The organism is Actinoplanes sichuanensis (genome assembly GCF_033097365.1).
Taxonomy (GTDB): Bacteria; Actinomycetota; Actinomycetes; order Mycobacteriales; family Micromonosporaceae; genus Actinoplanes; species Actinoplanes sichuanensis.
Window position 1 is genome coordinate 6,176,610 of sequence record NZ_AP028461.1, and the last position, 16,079, is coordinate 6,192,688.

A 16,079-nucleotide genomic window follows, 5' to 3' on the forward strand; every position below is an offset into this window, starting at 1 on the left:
GTGCGGGCCGAAAGGCAGCGCGTGACTTCAGAGCGTGTGGACGAGCTGCTGTACGACAGTGACCGCACCCGGGTCAGTCGGGTGCGGCTGGCGGACGGAACCCTGGTCGTTCGTAAGCAGCCGCTCGGGGCGGGGGCCGCCGACCGTCTGCGCAACGAGATCGCGGTGCTGCGCCGCCTGGAGTCCGTCGACGGTACGCCGAAGCTGGCCGGGGGCGGCCCGGACGGTGTTCTGGAACTTGTCGACACGGGTGGCCGTACCCTCTCCGATCTGGAAACGCCCTGGGCGACCGACGCATTGCTGGACCTCGGGCTGAGCCTGGCCCAAGTGCTCGCCGGGATCCACCGGCGCGGTGTCGTGCACCGGGACGTGAGCCCGGCGAACGTGCTGGTCGACGCGGTGACGAAGCGGCCGACGCTGATCGACTTCGAGCTGGCGACGCGCCCCGGCGCGACGGCCGGCGAGGGCCTGGTCGGCACGCTGCCGTATCTGGCGCCGGAGCAGACCGGCCGCACCGGCCGCCCGGTCGACCACCGCAGTGATCTCTATTCGCTGGGCGCCACGCTGTACGAGCTGGCGACCGGGCAGCCGCCGTTCGGCCGGGACCGGGACCCGCTGGGTCTGGTCCACGACCACCTGGCGAAGGTGCCGGTCGCACCGACCGAGGTCAATCCGCTGGTCCCGGCGCTGCTGTCGGAGATCATCGGCCGTCTGCTGAGCAAGGAGCCGGAGCAGCGCTACCAGAGCGGCGAAGGGCTCGCCCACGACCTGGAGCGGTTGCGCGCCGGGCACCTGACCGTGCTCGGCGAACGGGACTTCCCGATCCGGCTGACCCCACCGGCCCAGCTGATCGGCCGGGAGGCGCCGCTGGCCGCGCTGCGGGAGCTGCTCGCCGGCGTGCACACCGGCAGCGCGCTGGCGCTGGTCACCGGCCCGCCCGGGGTGGGCAAGACCGCCCTGGTGGACCGGCTGCGCCCGGCCGTCGCGGCCGCCGGTGGCCGGTTCGTCACCGGCAAGTTCGACCAGTTCCACCACGACACCGGTGGCGGCGCGGTGCGCGAGGCGTTCGATCGGCTCGGCGACCAACTGCTCGCCGAGCCCGACGACGTGGTCGCCGAGGTCCGGACCCGGTTGCGGGAGGCGCTCGGCCCGGACGCGGGGCTGATCGCGGCGCTGATGCCGTCGTTCCGGACGCTGCTGGACGTGGCACCAGAACACAGCGACGACCCGCGCGCGTTCCTGGCCCGGCTCCGGCAGGCCGGCATGACCCTGCTGCGTACCGTCGCGAACGGCGCTCCACTGGTGTTCTTCCTCGACGACCTGCAATGGGCGACCGGGGCCGCGTTCAGCTACCTCGACGACGTGCTGGACAACCCGGACGTGCCGGGGCTGCTGGTGCTGGGCGCCTACCGGGAGCAGGAGGTGGACGAGGCACACCCGCTGACCGCGGTGCTGGCCCGCCTGCACCGGGAACGCGGTGACGCCGGTGAGGTGCGTCTGGACAACCTGGACGTCGCCGACCTGGGCGCGCTGATCGCCGACATGCTGCGGCTGCCCGAAGCGGAACGGCTGGCGGCGGTGCTCGCCGGGCGTACCGAGGGCAATCCGTTCGACACCGTCGAGCTGCTGAACGCGCTGCGCCGGGAGGCTGTGCTGGTGCCGGACGGCGACGGCTGGCGCTGGGATCCGGCCGCGGTCCGCGACTTCGTCGGGCACGGCGACGTGGTTCAGTTGCTCACCGCCCGGATCGCCGCGCTGCCCGCGGACACCCGCCGGGCGATCGACCGGATGGCGTGCGTCGGCGGCGAGGTACCTCTCGAACTGCTCGACGCGCCGCTCACGGCCGCGGTCGACGACGGCCTCGTGGTGGTCGGCGAGACGTCGGCGCGGTTCCGGCACGACCGGGTCCAGCAGGCCGCGTTCGGCCGGCTGACCGCGGACGAACGCGCCCGGCTGAGCCTGTCGCTGGCCCGGCGACTGACCCCGGCGCCCGAGGCGGCGCCGCTCTACCTGGCCGCCGCCGACGTGCTGCTGGTTCCGGGGACGGCTCCGCCCGGCGAGCGCCGCGCGGCGGCGTCGCTGCTGCGTAAGGCCGCCGCGGCGGCCCGGCTGGTCGCCAACCACACGTCGGCTGAGGCTCATCTCGCGGTCGCGGCCCGGCTGGTCGACAAAATCGATGAGGGGTACGCCGAAACGCGCACCGCCTGGCACTCGGCGCTGTGCGCGCTGGGCCGTTTCGACGACGCCGACCGGGTCTTCGCCGATCTGGCCGCCACCGTCACCGACCCGGTGCGGCTGGCCGGTCCGGTGGCCGAGCAGCTGGGCGCCCTCACCAACCGCCGGATGCTCGCCGAGGCCCTCGAACTGGGCCTGGGCACGCTGGACCGGCTCGGTTTCGACGTGCCGTCCGGTCCGGCCGAGATGGGCCCGCGGATCGGCGCCGGGATGGCCGGCTTCTACGGCTGGCTGGCCACCACCGAGGACACCGACCGCCCGGAGATCACCGACCCGCGGCTGCTGGCCGCCGCGCACGTGATCAACCGGCTGTCCCCGGCCGCGTTCTTCGGCGACCGGATCACGATGGCCTGGCTGGTGGCGCAGGCCGCCGAAATGTGGGCCGAGCACGGCGTGTGCGCGGCGCTGACCGGTGTGCTCGGCAACCTCGGCGTGGTCACCATCGCCGGCAGCGGTGACTACGAGGCCGCCCACCGGGCCACCACGCATGTGCTGGCGACCGGGCTGAAGCACGGCCACGAGCCGGAGACCTCACAGGTCAAGTTCCTGCACGCGGTGGCCACCGCACCCTGGTTCGAGCCGCTGGAGAGCAGCATCCGCACCGCGCACGAGGCCCGCGACGGTCTGCTGCGCGGCGGTGACCTGCGCAACGCGTTCTACACGTACTACGCGTCGGTACCGCAGATGCTGGACCACTCGGCCGACCTCGAGCCGTACGCCCGGGAGGCGCAGGCCGCCATGGCGTTCGGCGAGCGGATCGGCGCCGGTCACGACACCGCGATGTTCGTGACCGCCGACATGGTGGTGCGCACCCTGCAGGGCACCGGCGACTTCGACGACGCCTACCTGGACACGCTGGTGGGCAACGAGGCGGCGGCCGGCTACTTCACCACCATGCGGGCTCTGGTCGCGGCGATCCTCGGCGACGACGCGTCGCTGGTCCGGTACAGCGCCGCGACGATGCCGCTGATCGCCGCGGTACCCGGGGTCTACCTGCACGCACCCGCGAACCTGCTGGCCGTCCTGGCCGCCGCGGTGACCGCCCGGACCGCCACCGGCGCCGACCGCGACGACGCTCTGGCCGCGCTCGACCGCGGCCTCGACTACCTGGCCGCGCGCGCCGCCGGGCAGCCCGGCAACTTCCGGCACCTGCACCGGCTGGCCGAGGCGACCCGGGCCGCCGTGCACGGCGACTTCACCGCCGCGGCCGCCGCCTACGACGAGGCGATGTCCGACGCCGCGACCGCCGGCCGGTCCTGGCACGCACCGCTGATCACCGAGCTGGCCGCCCGGTTCTACCTCGACAACGGGCTGGAGCACGTGGGCTCCCGACTGCTCGGCGAAGCCCTTCCCGGGTACGCCCGATGGGGTGCCGCCGCGAAGGTGCACGCCATGAAACGGGCGTACCCGGCCCTCGGCTCGGCCCTCGGCAGCACCGCCCCGGCCCGTCCCGGCACCATCGGCGCCTCGCACAGCATCAACCTGTCCACCGAGGTCATCGACCTGATGGCGGTCCTCGAAGCGGCCCGGGCACTCAGCTCGGAGACCAGTGTGGACCGGCTGCGGGTGCGGGTGCAGCAGGTGCTCGGCGCGATGACCGGCGCCACCGCGGTACACGTGGTACTGCACGACGACCGGACGAACCGCTGGGTCCTGCCGGCCGACGACGACCGGCCCGAACTCAGCGCCGAGGAGGCCGCCGAGCGGGGGCTGCTGCCGCTGACCGCGATCCGGTACGCCGAACGCACCCGCGAGCCGATGCTGGTCGACGACGTGACACTCGACGATCGGGTCGGCCGGGATCCGTACCTGGCCGGGCTGGACCACTGCTCGCTGCTGGTGGTGCCGGTGATCGCGCACGGGCAGCCGCGGGCCGTGCTGGTGCTGGAGAACCGGCTGAGCCGGCGCGCGTTCTCCGCCGGGCGGCTGGACGCGGTGCTGCTCATCGCCGGGCAGCTCACCGTCTCCCTGGAGAACGCGCAGGTGTACGCCTCACTGGAACGAGCGGTCGCGGAACGTACCGAGGAACTGGCCGAGGCCGGTCAGCGGCTCGAACTGCTGACCGTCACCGACCCGCTGACCGGCCTGCCGAACCGACGCAAGCTGAACTCGTTCCTCGAGGAGACGTGGCGGCGCTCGCACCGGTCCGGTGAGCCGATCGGCGTCGCCATGATCGACATCGACGACTTCAAGAAGTACAACGACCACTACGGCCACCAGGGCGGCGACGAATGCCTGCGGCTGGTCGCCGAGGCGCTGCGGTCCAGCGTCCGCAACACCGACCTGGTCGCACGGTACGGCGGTGAGGAGTTCTGCATCGTCATGCCGGGTGCGGCGGCCGAGAACGCGTACACCGTCGCCGAACGGGCCTGCCACGCGGTGTCCCGGCTGGCCGAGCCGCACGCGCTCGCCGACAACGGGATCGTCACCGTCAGCGTCGGCGTCGCCTCGGGCGCCCCACTCACCCACGCCAACCCCGACCAGCTGCAGAAACTCGCCGACGAGGCGCTGTACGAGGCCAAGCACGCCGGCCGGAACCGGGTGGTGGGCGGATGACCGGCACGAACGGCGGACGGCTGCGGCGGACCCGACGCTGGGTGATCGGCACGCTCGTCGGGTCGCTGGCGATGCTGTCCGGATACTCGCTGGTCGACAGTGGACGGCACTCGGCGATCGTCGAGGACATCCTCCGCGACAGCGACCGGGTCACCGCCTACCAGGAGGCCGCCTACCTGTCGGCGTACGAGATGTCGCTGATCCAGGCGACCGCCGACAACCCGTCCGGGCCGGAACGTCAGCGGGTACTCGCCGTCGACGACCAGGCCCACCAGGCCACCCTGGCGATCGCCGGCTCGGCACCGGACACCGGGGACGCGGCCGAGGCGGGCACCATCGCCCAGCGGCAGATCAATCTGCGTCAGGACATCATCTGGTTCCTGAACATGCTCGACCGGGGCGAGACGGTGAAGGCGATCAACACCCTCGACACCGTCATCGAACCCAGCCACCAGCGCAACACCGAGCGGCTGCTGCAACTGCGGGACCGATACCAGCAGCGGTACGAACGTAACCAGGACACCGCCCGGCAGGACTCCCGGCGGCTGCTCTGGGGCAGCATCGTCACGTTCACCCTCAGCCTGCTCGCGCTCGGCCTGTTCGGCTGGCACACCCGGGCCCACCGGCGCCAGGTCGAGTCGATGGCCGCCACCGACCTGCTGACCGGGCTACCCAACCGGGCCGCGTTCACCGCGCACCTGCACCGGGCACTGTCGGCGGCCCGGCCGGCCCGTACCGCACCCGGCATCACCGTGCTGACCGTCAACATCAACGGGTTCCGGCACGTCAACGACCAGCTCGGCCCGCACATCGGCGACCGGCTGCTGGCCGAGGCGGGCTGGCGGCTGTCCGCGGTCGTCCGCGACGGTGACGTGGTCGCCCGCACCGGCGGCGACGAGTTCGCCATCCTGCTGCGTGACCTCGACCCGACCCGGGCCGACTGTGTGGCCGCGCGCCTGCGGGAGACCTTCGACGAACCGTTCCAGCTCGACGACCTCACCGTCGACCTGGAGATCAGCATCGGCGCGGCGACCGCCGCGGCCGACGACGACGTCAGCACCCTGCTCGGACACGCCGACAGCGCCATGCACGACGCGAAGCAGCAGCACGACAGTTTCCGCCGGTTCAGCGGCAACACCGGCCAGGACAGCGCCGACCGGCTCACCCTCCTCGGCGACCTGCGACGCGGTCTCACCGACGCGTCCCAGTTCACCCTGCACTACCAGCCGAAGGTGTCGCTCGCCGACGGCACGCTGTCCGGGGTCGAGGCGCTGGCCCGCTGGCATCACCCGACCCGTGGCCCGGTGCCACCCGGACAGTTCGTGCCGGTGCTGGAGACCACGAGCCTGATCCACCCGTTCACCGAGCGGGTCCTCACCATCGCCCTGGAGCAGGCCCGAACCTGGCTCGACGCCGGGCACCGGGTGCCGGTTGCGGTCAACGTCTCCACCCGCAGCCTGCTCGACGAGTCGTTCCCGGGCCGGCTGGCGACGCTGCTGTCCACGGCCGGGGTGCCGGGTGAACTGCTCTGCATCGAGATCACCGAACACACCGTGCTCTCCGACCCGACCACCACCATCGAGGCGCTGCGCCAGATCCGCGCTCTGGGAGTCAAGACGTCCATCGACGACTTCGGCACCGGGTACTCGTCCCTCACCTACCTGAAGCTCCTGCCCGTCGACGAACTCAAGATCGACCGCTCGTTCGTGGCCGACATGGTCGCCGACACGTCCAGTCACGCCCTGGTGGCCTCGGCCGTCGACCTGGCCCACAACCTGAACCTGACGGTCGTCGCCGAGGGCGTCGAGGACGACCGGACGGCGGCCGCCCTCAGCGGTCTGGGCTGCGACACCGCCCAGGGCTACCATTTCGCCCGCCCGGTCCCGGCCGCCGAACTGGACGCCCGTTTCCTACGCCCGATCCCCGCCTAGCCCCTCCCTTCCGGCCGGCTCGCGGAGCCACCCCACCAAGATCCAGCCGGTCGTGGGAGCCGCCCCGACCCACCTCGGACAGCTCCCACGACCAGCCGCGCTTTTCGATCGCCGCCTCGTCAGGGCGCGCGTTTCGATCGCCGCCTCGTCAGGGGTGGTCGAGACAGCGGGGCGGGTCTCAGCAGGTCGGTGGGACTGCCGAAGGGAAGGCAGGGGCGGGAGGACGGCCATGGAGAGGGAGCGGGCGTCGGCGCAACCGGCGCCCCAGCGGACGGCGACAGCCGGAGCCCGGGTCGACGGCGGGCCGCGGAAGCGGTCATGGGTCGGGGCGGTGGCCGCTGCCGTACCCCATGTGGTCGTGCTCGGGTTGACGATCGCCGCGGTCGTGGCCGGGCCGGGGCGGGAGCACGAACACGCCGGGCTGGGCGGTGTCCTGGAGGTCTATCTGGTTCCGGTCGGGCTGCTCACCTCGCTGTTCCTGTGTTTCGTGCCGCGCTGGCGTCGGTATGCCGGCGGGATCGCGGTGAGCACGGTGTCCTGCGGGATCGTGGTCGTCCTGGCCGCGATGATCATCGGCGGGGCCGGCACCTGGGAGTGAGGACCGTCCGGTGTGGACCCCGCAGGTGGGCGGCGTATGCTCTGCGCCAACCGCGAAGCCCGCCGACGGGAGCCGTAGCCATGACCGACAGTGACGCTGCCGCCAAACTCGACACCAGCGTGCCGCACTCGGCGCGGGTGTGGAACTACTGGCTCGGCGGTAAGGACAACTTCCCGGTGGACCGGGCGGTCGGCGACGACTTCGCCGATCTGTACCCGGACATCACCGTGGTGGCGCGGCACTCGCGGGCGTTCCTGAAGCGGGCTGTCACCTTTCTGGTGAAAGAGGCGGGGATCCGCCAGTTCCTGGACATCGGTACGGGCATGCCCACCGCGGAGAACACGCATCAGGTGGCGCAGGCCGCGGCCGCCGACACCCGGATCGTCTATGTCGACAACGACCCGCTCGTCCTGGTGCATGCCCGGGCTCTGTTGACCAGCACGCCCGAGGGTAAGACCGACTACGTCGACGCCGACCTGCACGATCCGGAGAAGATCCTGGAGGCGGCGAGCGCGACGCTCGACCTGAGCCGGCCGGTCGGCCTGATCTTGATGAACATTCTCGGTCACGTGCCCGATATCGATCAGGCGGTGGCGATCGTCCGGGGTCTACTCGACCGGCTGCCGTCGGGTAGCTACTTCCTCACCGCCGACGGCACCAACGTGATCGACGGTCCGGCGTTCGAGGAGGCGATCGGGGTGTGGAACGCGAACGCGCCGCTCGGCTACCACCTGCGCCACCCGGAGGAGATCGCCCGCTTCCTGGACGGCCTCGAGGTTCTGGAGCCGGGCCTCGTCCCCTGCTCGAAGTGGCGTCCGGCCGCCGACGCCGCCGGCGAGGATCTGCGCGAGGTAGACGAGTACGGCGCGGTCGCCCGCAAGCCGTAGCGCCCGCCGCCAGAAAGCCCGAGCCCGACGCCCGCGGGAATCGGCAACGCGGGCCCCGGCAGCCGCAACGCGGGCAGCCGCAACGCGGGCAGCCGCAACGCGGGCCCGGCAGCGGCAGCGGCAGCGGCAGCGAGGTATAACGCGGGCGGGAGATCCTCATCCGGCGGGATGGGCGGCCGATCCTAGCGGCGCCCCTCCCCCGCTATCTTCCGAGGTCTCGCATGTCCGTGCTGTCTCGCCCCGCGATCCTGCTCGCTTCGGCCTCGGTCGCCGCCGGCCTCCTGATCGCCCCGGCCGCCGCGTATGCCGCCGACACCACCACCGACCTGTCCGCCGCCCAGATGAAGGCGGCGGTTCAGGCGGTGGCCGCGGCGACCGACACCGCGTCGGCGCAGGGCTGGGCCTCGGATCTGGACTTGAACATCACGTTCGGCGGCACGACGGCGACCGGCTGGCAGACGATCGTCACCGACCGGGAGCACGGTCTGCTGACGGCGTCGTTCGCGGTGCAGGGGCAGCCGGCGACGAGTGTCTTCCTGGACGAGGGTGCCGGCGGCTACGAGTCGATCTCCGACGACAGCCGTACGAAGGCGGCGTTGAAGATGATCGGCCGGCCGACGGCGACGTACACGTTCACCGCCGACCCGACGCTGACCTTGGCGGACGACGCGCCGTCCCCGCTGGAGCTGGTCTCGCCGGTCGCCGGAGCGGGCACCGGAGCGGGGACGAAGACGGTGCACGACGACGGTTCGGTGGACTACGTCTTCACGGACACCACGGTCGGCACGGTGACTCTGCACACCGACGCCTCGTCGGTGCTGACCGCCGCGTCGACCGAGTTCAAGGAGGACGAGGCGACGCTGTCCCAGCAGATCGACTACCGGTACGGGCCGCAGACGGTGACCTTGCCGGAGGCGGGTACGACGGTCGACGCGAAGACGTTCGCCAAGGGCCTCGCCTACCTGGACATGTCCGGGATGGTGCGCACCGCGGCGGTGAGCGGCGCGGCCGACACCCGCCGAGCCGCCAAGGGCGGCAAGATCAAGGTGGCGACGCTGCGCAAGCTGGTCCGGCGTGACGCGTCGGAGACCGATCAGGCGGCCGGCGGCGTCGACGTGGTCAAGGTCAAGAACATCACTTCGGGGGTACGGGTGTACGCCACCAACCCGTGGACGAAGAAGTCGGTCGCCTACACGGTGACGGCGTCCGGCCGGAAGGTCCTGGTGAAGAAGGCCTGACGGGCAGCGTGATCTCGCGCCGCCCGTCAGGCCCGGAGTGCGGGATCAGACCGTCACCCGGTCTCGGATGGCGTGGCCCACCTCGGTGCGCAGGGCGGCGAATTCGGGCAGGGCCCGCAGGTCGTCGGCGGTGACACCGGTGCGGGGCAGGTCGATCCGAAGGTCGAGGGCTATCGTGCCGGGCTGTGGCGTGAGGACCACGACCCGGCTGCCGAGGAACACCGCCTCGTCCACGCTGTGGGTGACGAAGACGCTGGTCCGTCCGGTCGACGCGCTCACCTGACGCAGGTCGTCCTGGAGTTTCTCCCGGGTCAGCGCGTCCAGGGCGGCGAACGGCTCGTCGAGCAGCAGCAGCGGGTTGTCGACCGCGAGGGCGCGGGCGATGGCGACCCGCTGCTGCTGGCCGCCGGAGATCTGCCAGGTGCGCCGGTGGGCCACGTCGTGCAGGCCGACGCGGGCCAGTAGTTCGTCGATCCGGGCCGGGGTGACGGTCTGTCCGGCGTATTCGAGGGCCAGGGCGATGTTGCCGCCGACGGTCTTCCAGGGGAACAGCCGTGGCTGCTGGAAGACGAGTCCGGCGCCGCGTCCGGGTTCCGGGGCCGTCCCGTCGGTGTGGATCGTCCCGTCGGTCGGCTGTTCGAAGCCGGCGATCAGCCGCAGCAGCGTGCTCTTGCCGCAGCCGGAGGCACCGACCAGGACGAGGAACTCGCCCTGCGGGACGGTCAGGTCGATCGGCCCGACCGCGGTCACGTCACCGTAGGAGTGGGTGACCCCGTCGATTCTGATGGCTTCGGCCGCGGCGACCGGTTCGGCGTCGACGAGCCGGGTGGCGTCAGCTGAGGACACCGGGCAGGCCCTTGACGTAGATGGCCTTCTGCACGTCGGCCAGGGTCGGTACGGCGTCGATCTTCTGCTGGGACTTGAGGAATTCGGCCGCGCTGACCAGGTTGTCGGCGAGTCTGCCGGGCGCGCCCTCGGTGCCGAGCCACTCCGGCGACGACAGGTCGGCCGGTTTGAGGAAGACGCCCTGCGACAGCTGGGCCTTGGCCTCGTCGGCGGAGAGGTTGAGTTCGGCGCCGACCGCCTTGCCCGCGGCGTCCGGGTCGGTGGCGATGATGGTCAGGGCCTGCGCCTCGACCTTGCGCCACGCGTCGACGGCTTCCGGGTGGGCGGTGGCGAACGCGGTGGAGACGACACCGAGGTCGAGGGTGGGCTTGCCGCCGGCGGCGAGTTCGCGGCTGGTGATGAGCACCTTGCCGGTCTTCTTCAGTTCGTCGAGGGACGGCAGCCAGCTGTAGGCGGCGTCGATGTCACCGCGGGTCCAGGCGGCCAGGATGTCCTGCGGTTCCAGGTCCACGATGGTCAGTTCGGATTCCTTGACGCCGGCCTTGTCGAGGGCGGTGAGGAGGCTGTAGTGGGCGGTGGACGCGAACGGGGTGGCCACCTTCTTACCGCGCAGCGAGGCCACGTCGGTGACACCTGATTCGTTGCGGGCGACCAGGGCCTCGTTGTCGCCGGCGACGTCGAGGACGAACGCGACCTGGTAGGGGATGTTCAGCGGGGCGGACAGGCCGCGGGCCACCGGGCTGGAGCCGATCGCGGCGATGTCGAGGCTGTCGGCGACGAACGCGGTGTTGATGCCGGCGCCGGAGTCGAACTTGGTCCAGGTGATCTTGTAGTCGGGCAGGGCCTTCTCGAGCAGGCCCTGGTTCTTGACGATCAGGTCACCTGACGGGAAGGCCTGGTAGGCGATCCGGATCGACTTCTGTTCGGGGTCGGCGCCACCACTGGCGGCGCCGTTGCCGCACGCGGTCAGCAGAAAGACGGAGGCGAGGGCGAGGAGCTTCTTCACAAGGGGTTCCTTCGACAAAGTGGCGATGTCAGGCGCGTCCGCGCCAGGGGATCAGCCTGTTCTCGGCGGTGAGCAACAGAGCGTCGATGAGCAGGCCGGACAGGCCGATGGCGAAGAGGCCGAGAACCACCACGTCGGTCTGGGAGTAGCGCTGGGCGTCGCGGATCATGCCGCCGATGCCCGGTACCCCGTTGATGGTCTCGGCGGCGACGACCGAGGAGTACGCCACACCGACGGCGAGCCGGATCCCGGTGAAGATCTCCGGCAGCGCGTTGGGCAGCACCACGTCACGGATGCTCTGCCGGCGGCCGGCGCCGAGGGCTCGGGCGGCCTCGACCAGGCCGGTGGGTGCGTTGTGGACGGCGGCCGCGGTGGCGACGGCGACCGGCGGCAGGGCGGCGATGGAGAGCAGCCACAGTTTCGGTGTCTCGTCGATGCCGAACCAGATGATGAACAGGCTGAAGTAGGCGAGCGGTGGCAGCGCCCGAACGAACGTGATGACCGGTTCGGCGACCACGCGCAGCCAGCCGACGGTGCCGAGCAGTACGCCGATGAGCAGCCCGCCGACGATGCCGATGACCGACCCGATGACGATGCGCCGCAGCGAGACGCCGAGGTGCTCGATGAGCAGGTGGCCGCTGTATCCGCGGACCCCGTCGTGGGTGGTCGAGGTGGTGATCAGCTGATCCCAGACCGCACCGGGTGCGGGGATGAAGGCCGGGTTGTTCATCACTCGGGCCGTCACCTCCCACAACACGTAGAGCACGGCCAGCGCGAGCAGGCGCAGCGCGAGGCGGCGGCGCAGCCCGCCGCTGGGCGCGAGGGTCGCTTTCCCGGCCTGCGAGGCCGGCGACGGCGGAGCGGCCGGCGCGGGTGCGAGCGTGGTGGTCAAGGAAGTCTCCAGGCAGAGGTACCGGCGAATGCCCCGTATTCCTATCGCATCTATGGGGTTACTGGCAATACCTTAACGTTCGCAACGATGTCCTTAAACATATATACCTGATAGGCATTGTGGGTCATGGGTGCGGCTGCTTAGCGTTTGGGCACCAATGGGAGGTGCACCCGTGAGCGTCCTGACCACACCGGAGACCAAGAACGCCGACCCACCCGACGACCACCTCGTCGTGGTGCCCGCACGCCACCCGTGGCGCTGGGCCGGCACCGCCCTGGTCCTGGTGCTGCTGGCGCAGTTCGTGCACGGGCTCGTCACCAACCCCGGCTGGGACTGGGCGACGTTCGCCGGCTACTTCCTGGAGGAGTCGGTCGTCGAGGCGCTCGGCCTGACCCTGCTGCTCACCCTGGGCAGCGCCGTCCTCGGTTTCCTCGGCGGCATCCCCCTCGCGGCGATGCGGCTCTCCGCCAACCCGGTGCTGTCCGCGGTCAGCTGGGCGTACATCTGGGTGTTCCGGTCGGTGCCGCTGCTGGTGCAGCTGCTGTTCTGGGCCAACCTCGGCTACCTCTACGACACGCTGCAGGTCGGCATCCCGTTCGGGCCCGGCGTCTCGTTCCCGACGGTCAGCCTGATCAGCTCGTTCGGCGCCGCACTGCTGGGCCTGTCGATGCACGAGGCGGCGTTCGCCGGCGAGATCATCCGGGCCGGCCTGCTGTCGGTCGACGCCGGCCAGCACGAGGCGGCGGCCGCCCTCGGCATCCCGAAGGGCCGGCAGTTCTACCGGATCGTGCTGCCGCAGGCGATGCGCGCGATCCTGCCGAACGCCGCGAACCTGCTGGTCAACCTCCTCAAGAGCACGTCCATCGTGTACATCCTGGCGATCGGTGAGCTCTTCTACCAGGTCCAGGTGATCTACGGCCGCAACGGGCGGGTGGTGCCGCTGCTGATGGTCGCGACGGTCTGGTACGTGATCCTCACCGCGCTCCTGTCGATCCTGCAGTTCTACACCGAGCGCCACTTCGCCCGCGGCGCGGTCCGCACGCTGCCGCCCACCCCGTTGCAGAAGCTGAAGGCGGCGATCCGCAGATGATCGAGATCACCGACGTCCACAAGTCGTTCGGCCGGACGCACGTGCTGCGGGGCGTCTCGCTCTCGGCGCAGGCCGGCACGGTCACCGTGATCCTCGGACCGTCCGGCTCCGGCAAGTCCACTCTGCTGCGCTGCATCAACCATCTGGAGAAGGTCGACTCGGGCCGGGTCCGGGTCGACGGCGAGCTGATCGGTTACCGCCAGGTCGGCAACAGGCTGCACGAGCTGAGCGAGCGGCAGATCCTCCGGCAGCGCGCCGGAATCGGTTTCGTCTTCCAGAACTTCAACCTGTTTCCGCACCTCACCGCCCTGGAGAACGTCGCCGAGGCGCCGATCTCGGCGCAGCGCAGACCCCGGGCGCAGGTGTACGAACGAGCCCGCGACCTGCTGACCAGAGTCGGACTCGGCGACCGGGCCGACGCCTACCCCCGCCAGTTGTCCGGCGGCCAGCAGCAACGCGTGGCCATCGCCCGCGCCCTGGCCCTGGAGCCGAAGCTGATCCTCTTCGACGAGCCGACCTCGGCGCTCGACCCGGAGCTGGTCGGTGAGGTGCTCGACGTGCTGCGAGACCTGGCCGCCAGCGGCACCACGATGATCGTGGTCACGCACGAGATCGGCTTCGCCCGGGAGGCCGCCGACACGGTCGTCTTCATCGACGAGGGCCGGATCGTCGAGCAGGGCACCCCGGCCGAGGTCCTCGACAACCCGCGACACGAACGTACCCGGGCCTTCCTGTCCAAGGTCCTGGTCTGACCCCCGCCTCTTCGTGAAAACTGGAGTTCTCCGTGCGTACAAAATGGATCGTCGCTCTTGCCGCGGTGACGTTGAGCCTGACCGCCTGCGCCGCGCCGGAGGAGAAGTCGCCGGTGAACGCCGCGGCGGCCGACCCATCGGCCGCCGCGGCCGGCGGTTCGCTGAACCTGACGCCCGAGCAGAACCGGATCCGGCCGGCCCGGGACGACGCCGCCGCCGCGCTGCTGCCGGCCGACGTGAAGGCGTCCGGCAAGCTGGTCATCGGGGTCGGCGCCGCCGGTTCCGGGTTCCCGCCGCTGGCGTTCGCCGCGACCGACAACAAGACGCTGATCGGCAACGAACCGGACATCGCCGTCGCCATCGCGAGCACGCTGGGCCTGGAGCCGGTCCTGGAGAACACCTCCTGGGAGAACCTGTTCATCGGCCTGGACAGCGGGAAGTACCAGCTCGGCGCGTCGAACATCACCGTCACCGAGGAGCGCAAGCTCAAGTACGACTTCGTCACCTACCGCCTGGACAACCTGGCCTGGCTGGCGAAGAAGGGCTCCGGCCTGAAGATCACCGAACCGAAGGACATCGCCGGTGAGAAGGTGTCGGTCAGTTCCGGCACCAACCAGGAGAAGATCCTGGTCGAGTGGGCCGAAGAGGTGAAGAAGGCCGGCCTTCCTGAGGTCGAGATCAAGTACTACCAGACCAACCAGGCGGTCTACCTGGCGCTCGGTTCCGGCCAGATCGACATCCACCTCGGCCCGAGCCCGTCGGCCGCCTACCACGTGGCGACCACCGGCCAGACCGAGATCGTCGGCACCTACTCCGGCGCCGGCAAGGACCTGCAGGGCCTGATCGCGCTCACCACCAAGAAGGACAACGGGCTGGTCAAGGCGTACGCGGCGGCACTGGACAAGCTGATCGCGTCGGGTGACTACGCCAAGATCCTGGAGCGTTGGAACCTGACGAACGAGAGTGTCACCAAGGCCGAGGTCAACCCGCCGGGCCTGCCGATCGAAGGCAAGTGACCTACTGGAGGACCTCGACCGAGAGGCCGGCCGCCTCGACCAGGTGATGACGCAGTGACTGGGCGGCGGGACCGAGGATCCGGTCCCGCTGCCGCATCACGCCGATCGGCGGATGGGCCGGCGGCGGGTGCAGGTGACGCACCTCGATCGGCGGGCCGGCCGGGATCTCGGCCACCGTCCGCGACAGCAGTCCCACCCCGAGTCCGGCGGCGACCAGTTCGCGGACGCCGTCCAGGCTGTGGGTCTCGAAATGCACGCGGGGCAGGAAACCGGCCGACCGGGCCGCGTCCTCCAGGATCCAGCGCAGGCCACTGCCCGGCGGCATGCTCACGAACGGCTCGTCGCGGACCTCGCCGAGGGTGAGCCGGCCGCCGCGGGCCATCGTGTGTCCGGGTGGCAGGGCCAGCAGCAGTTGTTCGTCGGCGAGCGGCACCGCGTCGAAGCGGGGTGGCAGGTCGGCGTGGACCGGGCCGACGACCAGGTCGAGTTCGCCGTTGTCGCAGGCGCCGAGCAGCCCGGTGACCCGCCCGGACCGCAGCCGCACGGCGATGCCGGGGTGCCGTTCGCGGAACGCGGCGAGCGCGGCCGCCAGGTCGTAGGGGCCGAGGCCGGCGGTGGCGCCGAGGGTGACCCGGCCGCTGACCACCGCGGTGATCTCGGCCATCTCACCACGGGCACCGTCCAGTTCGGCCAGGATGCGGCGGGCCCGGGCCACGAACATCTCCCCGGCCGGGGTCAGCGCCACCTTGCGGGTGGTCCGCGCGAACAGGGTCACCCCGAGCTCGATCTCCAGAGCCCGGACCTGCGCCGACACCGCCGACTGGGCGACGTGCAGCCGACCGGCCGCGCGGGTGAATCCGCCGTAGCGGGCCACCGCCTCGACGTAGCTGAGCTGCCGAATCTCCACCCGACCAGGGTGATCCGCAAAAACCCGGGAAGATCTTGAAAACCGATAAATCACTCTTTTGTACGAGCGGAGCCGTCCCCCGGCGATCGGGACCGTCCCGGGCCTACCCCGCGAGGCAGGCGGCC

General features: G+C 71.1%; 12 protein-coding genes. 8 read left to right on the plus strand and 4 right to left on the minus strand.

The window, feature by feature from the left end:
• Positions 1-21: 21 nt before the first annotated feature.
• From Q0Z83_RS28490 to Q0Z83_RS28510, 5 genes are all read left to right on the plus strand, one after another.
• Positions 22-4,791 (plus strand): diguanylate cyclase domain-containing protein, encoded by a 4,770-nt coding sequence (locus tag Q0Z83_RS28490; protein WP_317786295.1) that lies wholly within the window; start codon positions 22-24, stop codon positions 4,789-4,791.
• Positions 4,788-6,722, plus strand: coding sequence for a putative bifunctional diguanylate cyclase/phosphodiesterase (locus Q0Z83_RS28495; RefSeq protein ID WP_317786296.1), 1,935 nt, complete (start codon positions 4,788-4,790; stop codon positions 6,720-6,722). Before Q0Z83_RS28490 ends, Q0Z83_RS28495 begins: the two co-directional genes overlap by 4 nt.
• A gap of 229 nt (positions 6,723-6,951) precedes the next feature.
• Positions 6,952-7,320 (plus strand): hypothetical protein, encoded by a 369-nt coding sequence (locus Q0Z83_RS28500; RefSeq protein WP_317786297.1) that lies wholly within the window; start codon positions 6,952-6,954, stop codon positions 7,318-7,320.
• A gap of 80 nt (positions 7,321-7,400) precedes the next feature.
• Positions 7,401-8,207 (plus strand): SAM-dependent methyltransferase, encoded by an 807-nt coding sequence (locus Q0Z83_RS28505; RefSeq protein WP_317786298.1) that lies wholly within the window; start codon positions 7,401-7,403, stop codon positions 8,205-8,207.
• Positions 8,208-8,428: 221 nt separating this feature from the next.
• On the plus strand, positions 8,429-9,445 hold the full coding sequence (locus Q0Z83_RS28510) for a hypothetical protein (RefSeq protein ID WP_317786299.1): 1,017 nt from the start codon (positions 8,429-8,431) through the stop codon (positions 9,443-9,445).
• A gap of 45 nt (positions 9,446-9,490) precedes the next feature.
• On the opposite strand, the gene Q0Z83_RS28515 is transcribed toward Q0Z83_RS28510, so the two are convergent.
• The 3 genes from Q0Z83_RS28515 to Q0Z83_RS28525 are packed head-to-tail and all read right to left on the minus strand — an operon-like array spanning position 9,491 to position 12,189.
• Positions 9,491-10,291 carry an ABC transporter ATP-binding protein gene (locus Q0Z83_RS28515; RefSeq protein ID WP_317786300.1) on the minus strand — a complete coding sequence of 267 codons (801 nt, stop codon included), beginning with the start codon at positions 10,289-10,291 and terminating at the stop codon, positions 9,491-9,493.
• Positions 10,278-11,297: a taurine ABC transporter substrate-binding protein gene (locus Q0Z83_RS28520; protein WP_317786301.1), complete on the minus strand. Its 1,020-nt coding sequence runs from the start codon at positions 11,295-11,297 to the stop codon at positions 10,278-10,280. Before Q0Z83_RS28520 ends, Q0Z83_RS28515 begins: the two co-directional genes overlap by 14 nt.
• A gap of 28 nt (positions 11,298-11,325) precedes the next feature.
• Entirely contained in the window at positions 11,326-12,189 is an 864-nt protein-coding gene (locus Q0Z83_RS28525) for an ABC transporter permease (RefSeq protein ID WP_317786302.1), read from the minus strand.
• Positions 12,190-12,361: 172 nt separating this feature from the next.
• Here Q0Z83_RS28525 and Q0Z83_RS28530 point away from each other — a divergent pair, with 172 nt between their 5' ends.
• The 3 genes from Q0Z83_RS28530 to Q0Z83_RS28540 are packed head-to-tail and all read left to right on the plus strand — an operon-like array spanning position 12,362 to position 15,047.
• A complete protein-coding gene (locus Q0Z83_RS28530; RefSeq protein ID WP_317786303.1) occupies positions 12,362-13,279 on the plus strand; it encodes an amino acid ABC transporter permease in 918 nt (305 codons plus the stop codon).
• Positions 13,276-14,031, plus strand: coding sequence for an amino acid ABC transporter ATP-binding protein (locus tag Q0Z83_RS28535; protein ID WP_317786304.1), 756 nt, complete (start codon positions 13,276-13,278; stop codon positions 14,029-14,031). The genes Q0Z83_RS28530 and Q0Z83_RS28535 overlap by 4 nt, the downstream gene beginning before the upstream one ends.
• A 32-nt stretch (positions 14,032-14,063) precedes the next feature.
• On the plus strand, positions 14,064-15,047 hold the full coding sequence (locus Q0Z83_RS28540) for an ABC transporter substrate-binding protein (RefSeq protein ID WP_317786305.1): 984 nt from the start codon (positions 14,064-14,066) through the stop codon (positions 15,045-15,047).
• 1 nt (position 15,048) lies between these two features.
• Here the strand turns inward: Q0Z83_RS28540 and Q0Z83_RS28545 are convergent, their stop codons facing one another.
• On the minus strand, positions 15,049-15,954 hold the full coding sequence (locus Q0Z83_RS28545) for a LysR family transcriptional regulator (protein WP_317786306.1): 906 nt from the start codon (positions 15,952-15,954) through the stop codon (positions 15,049-15,051).
• Positions 15,955-16,079: the final 125 nt, after the last annotated feature.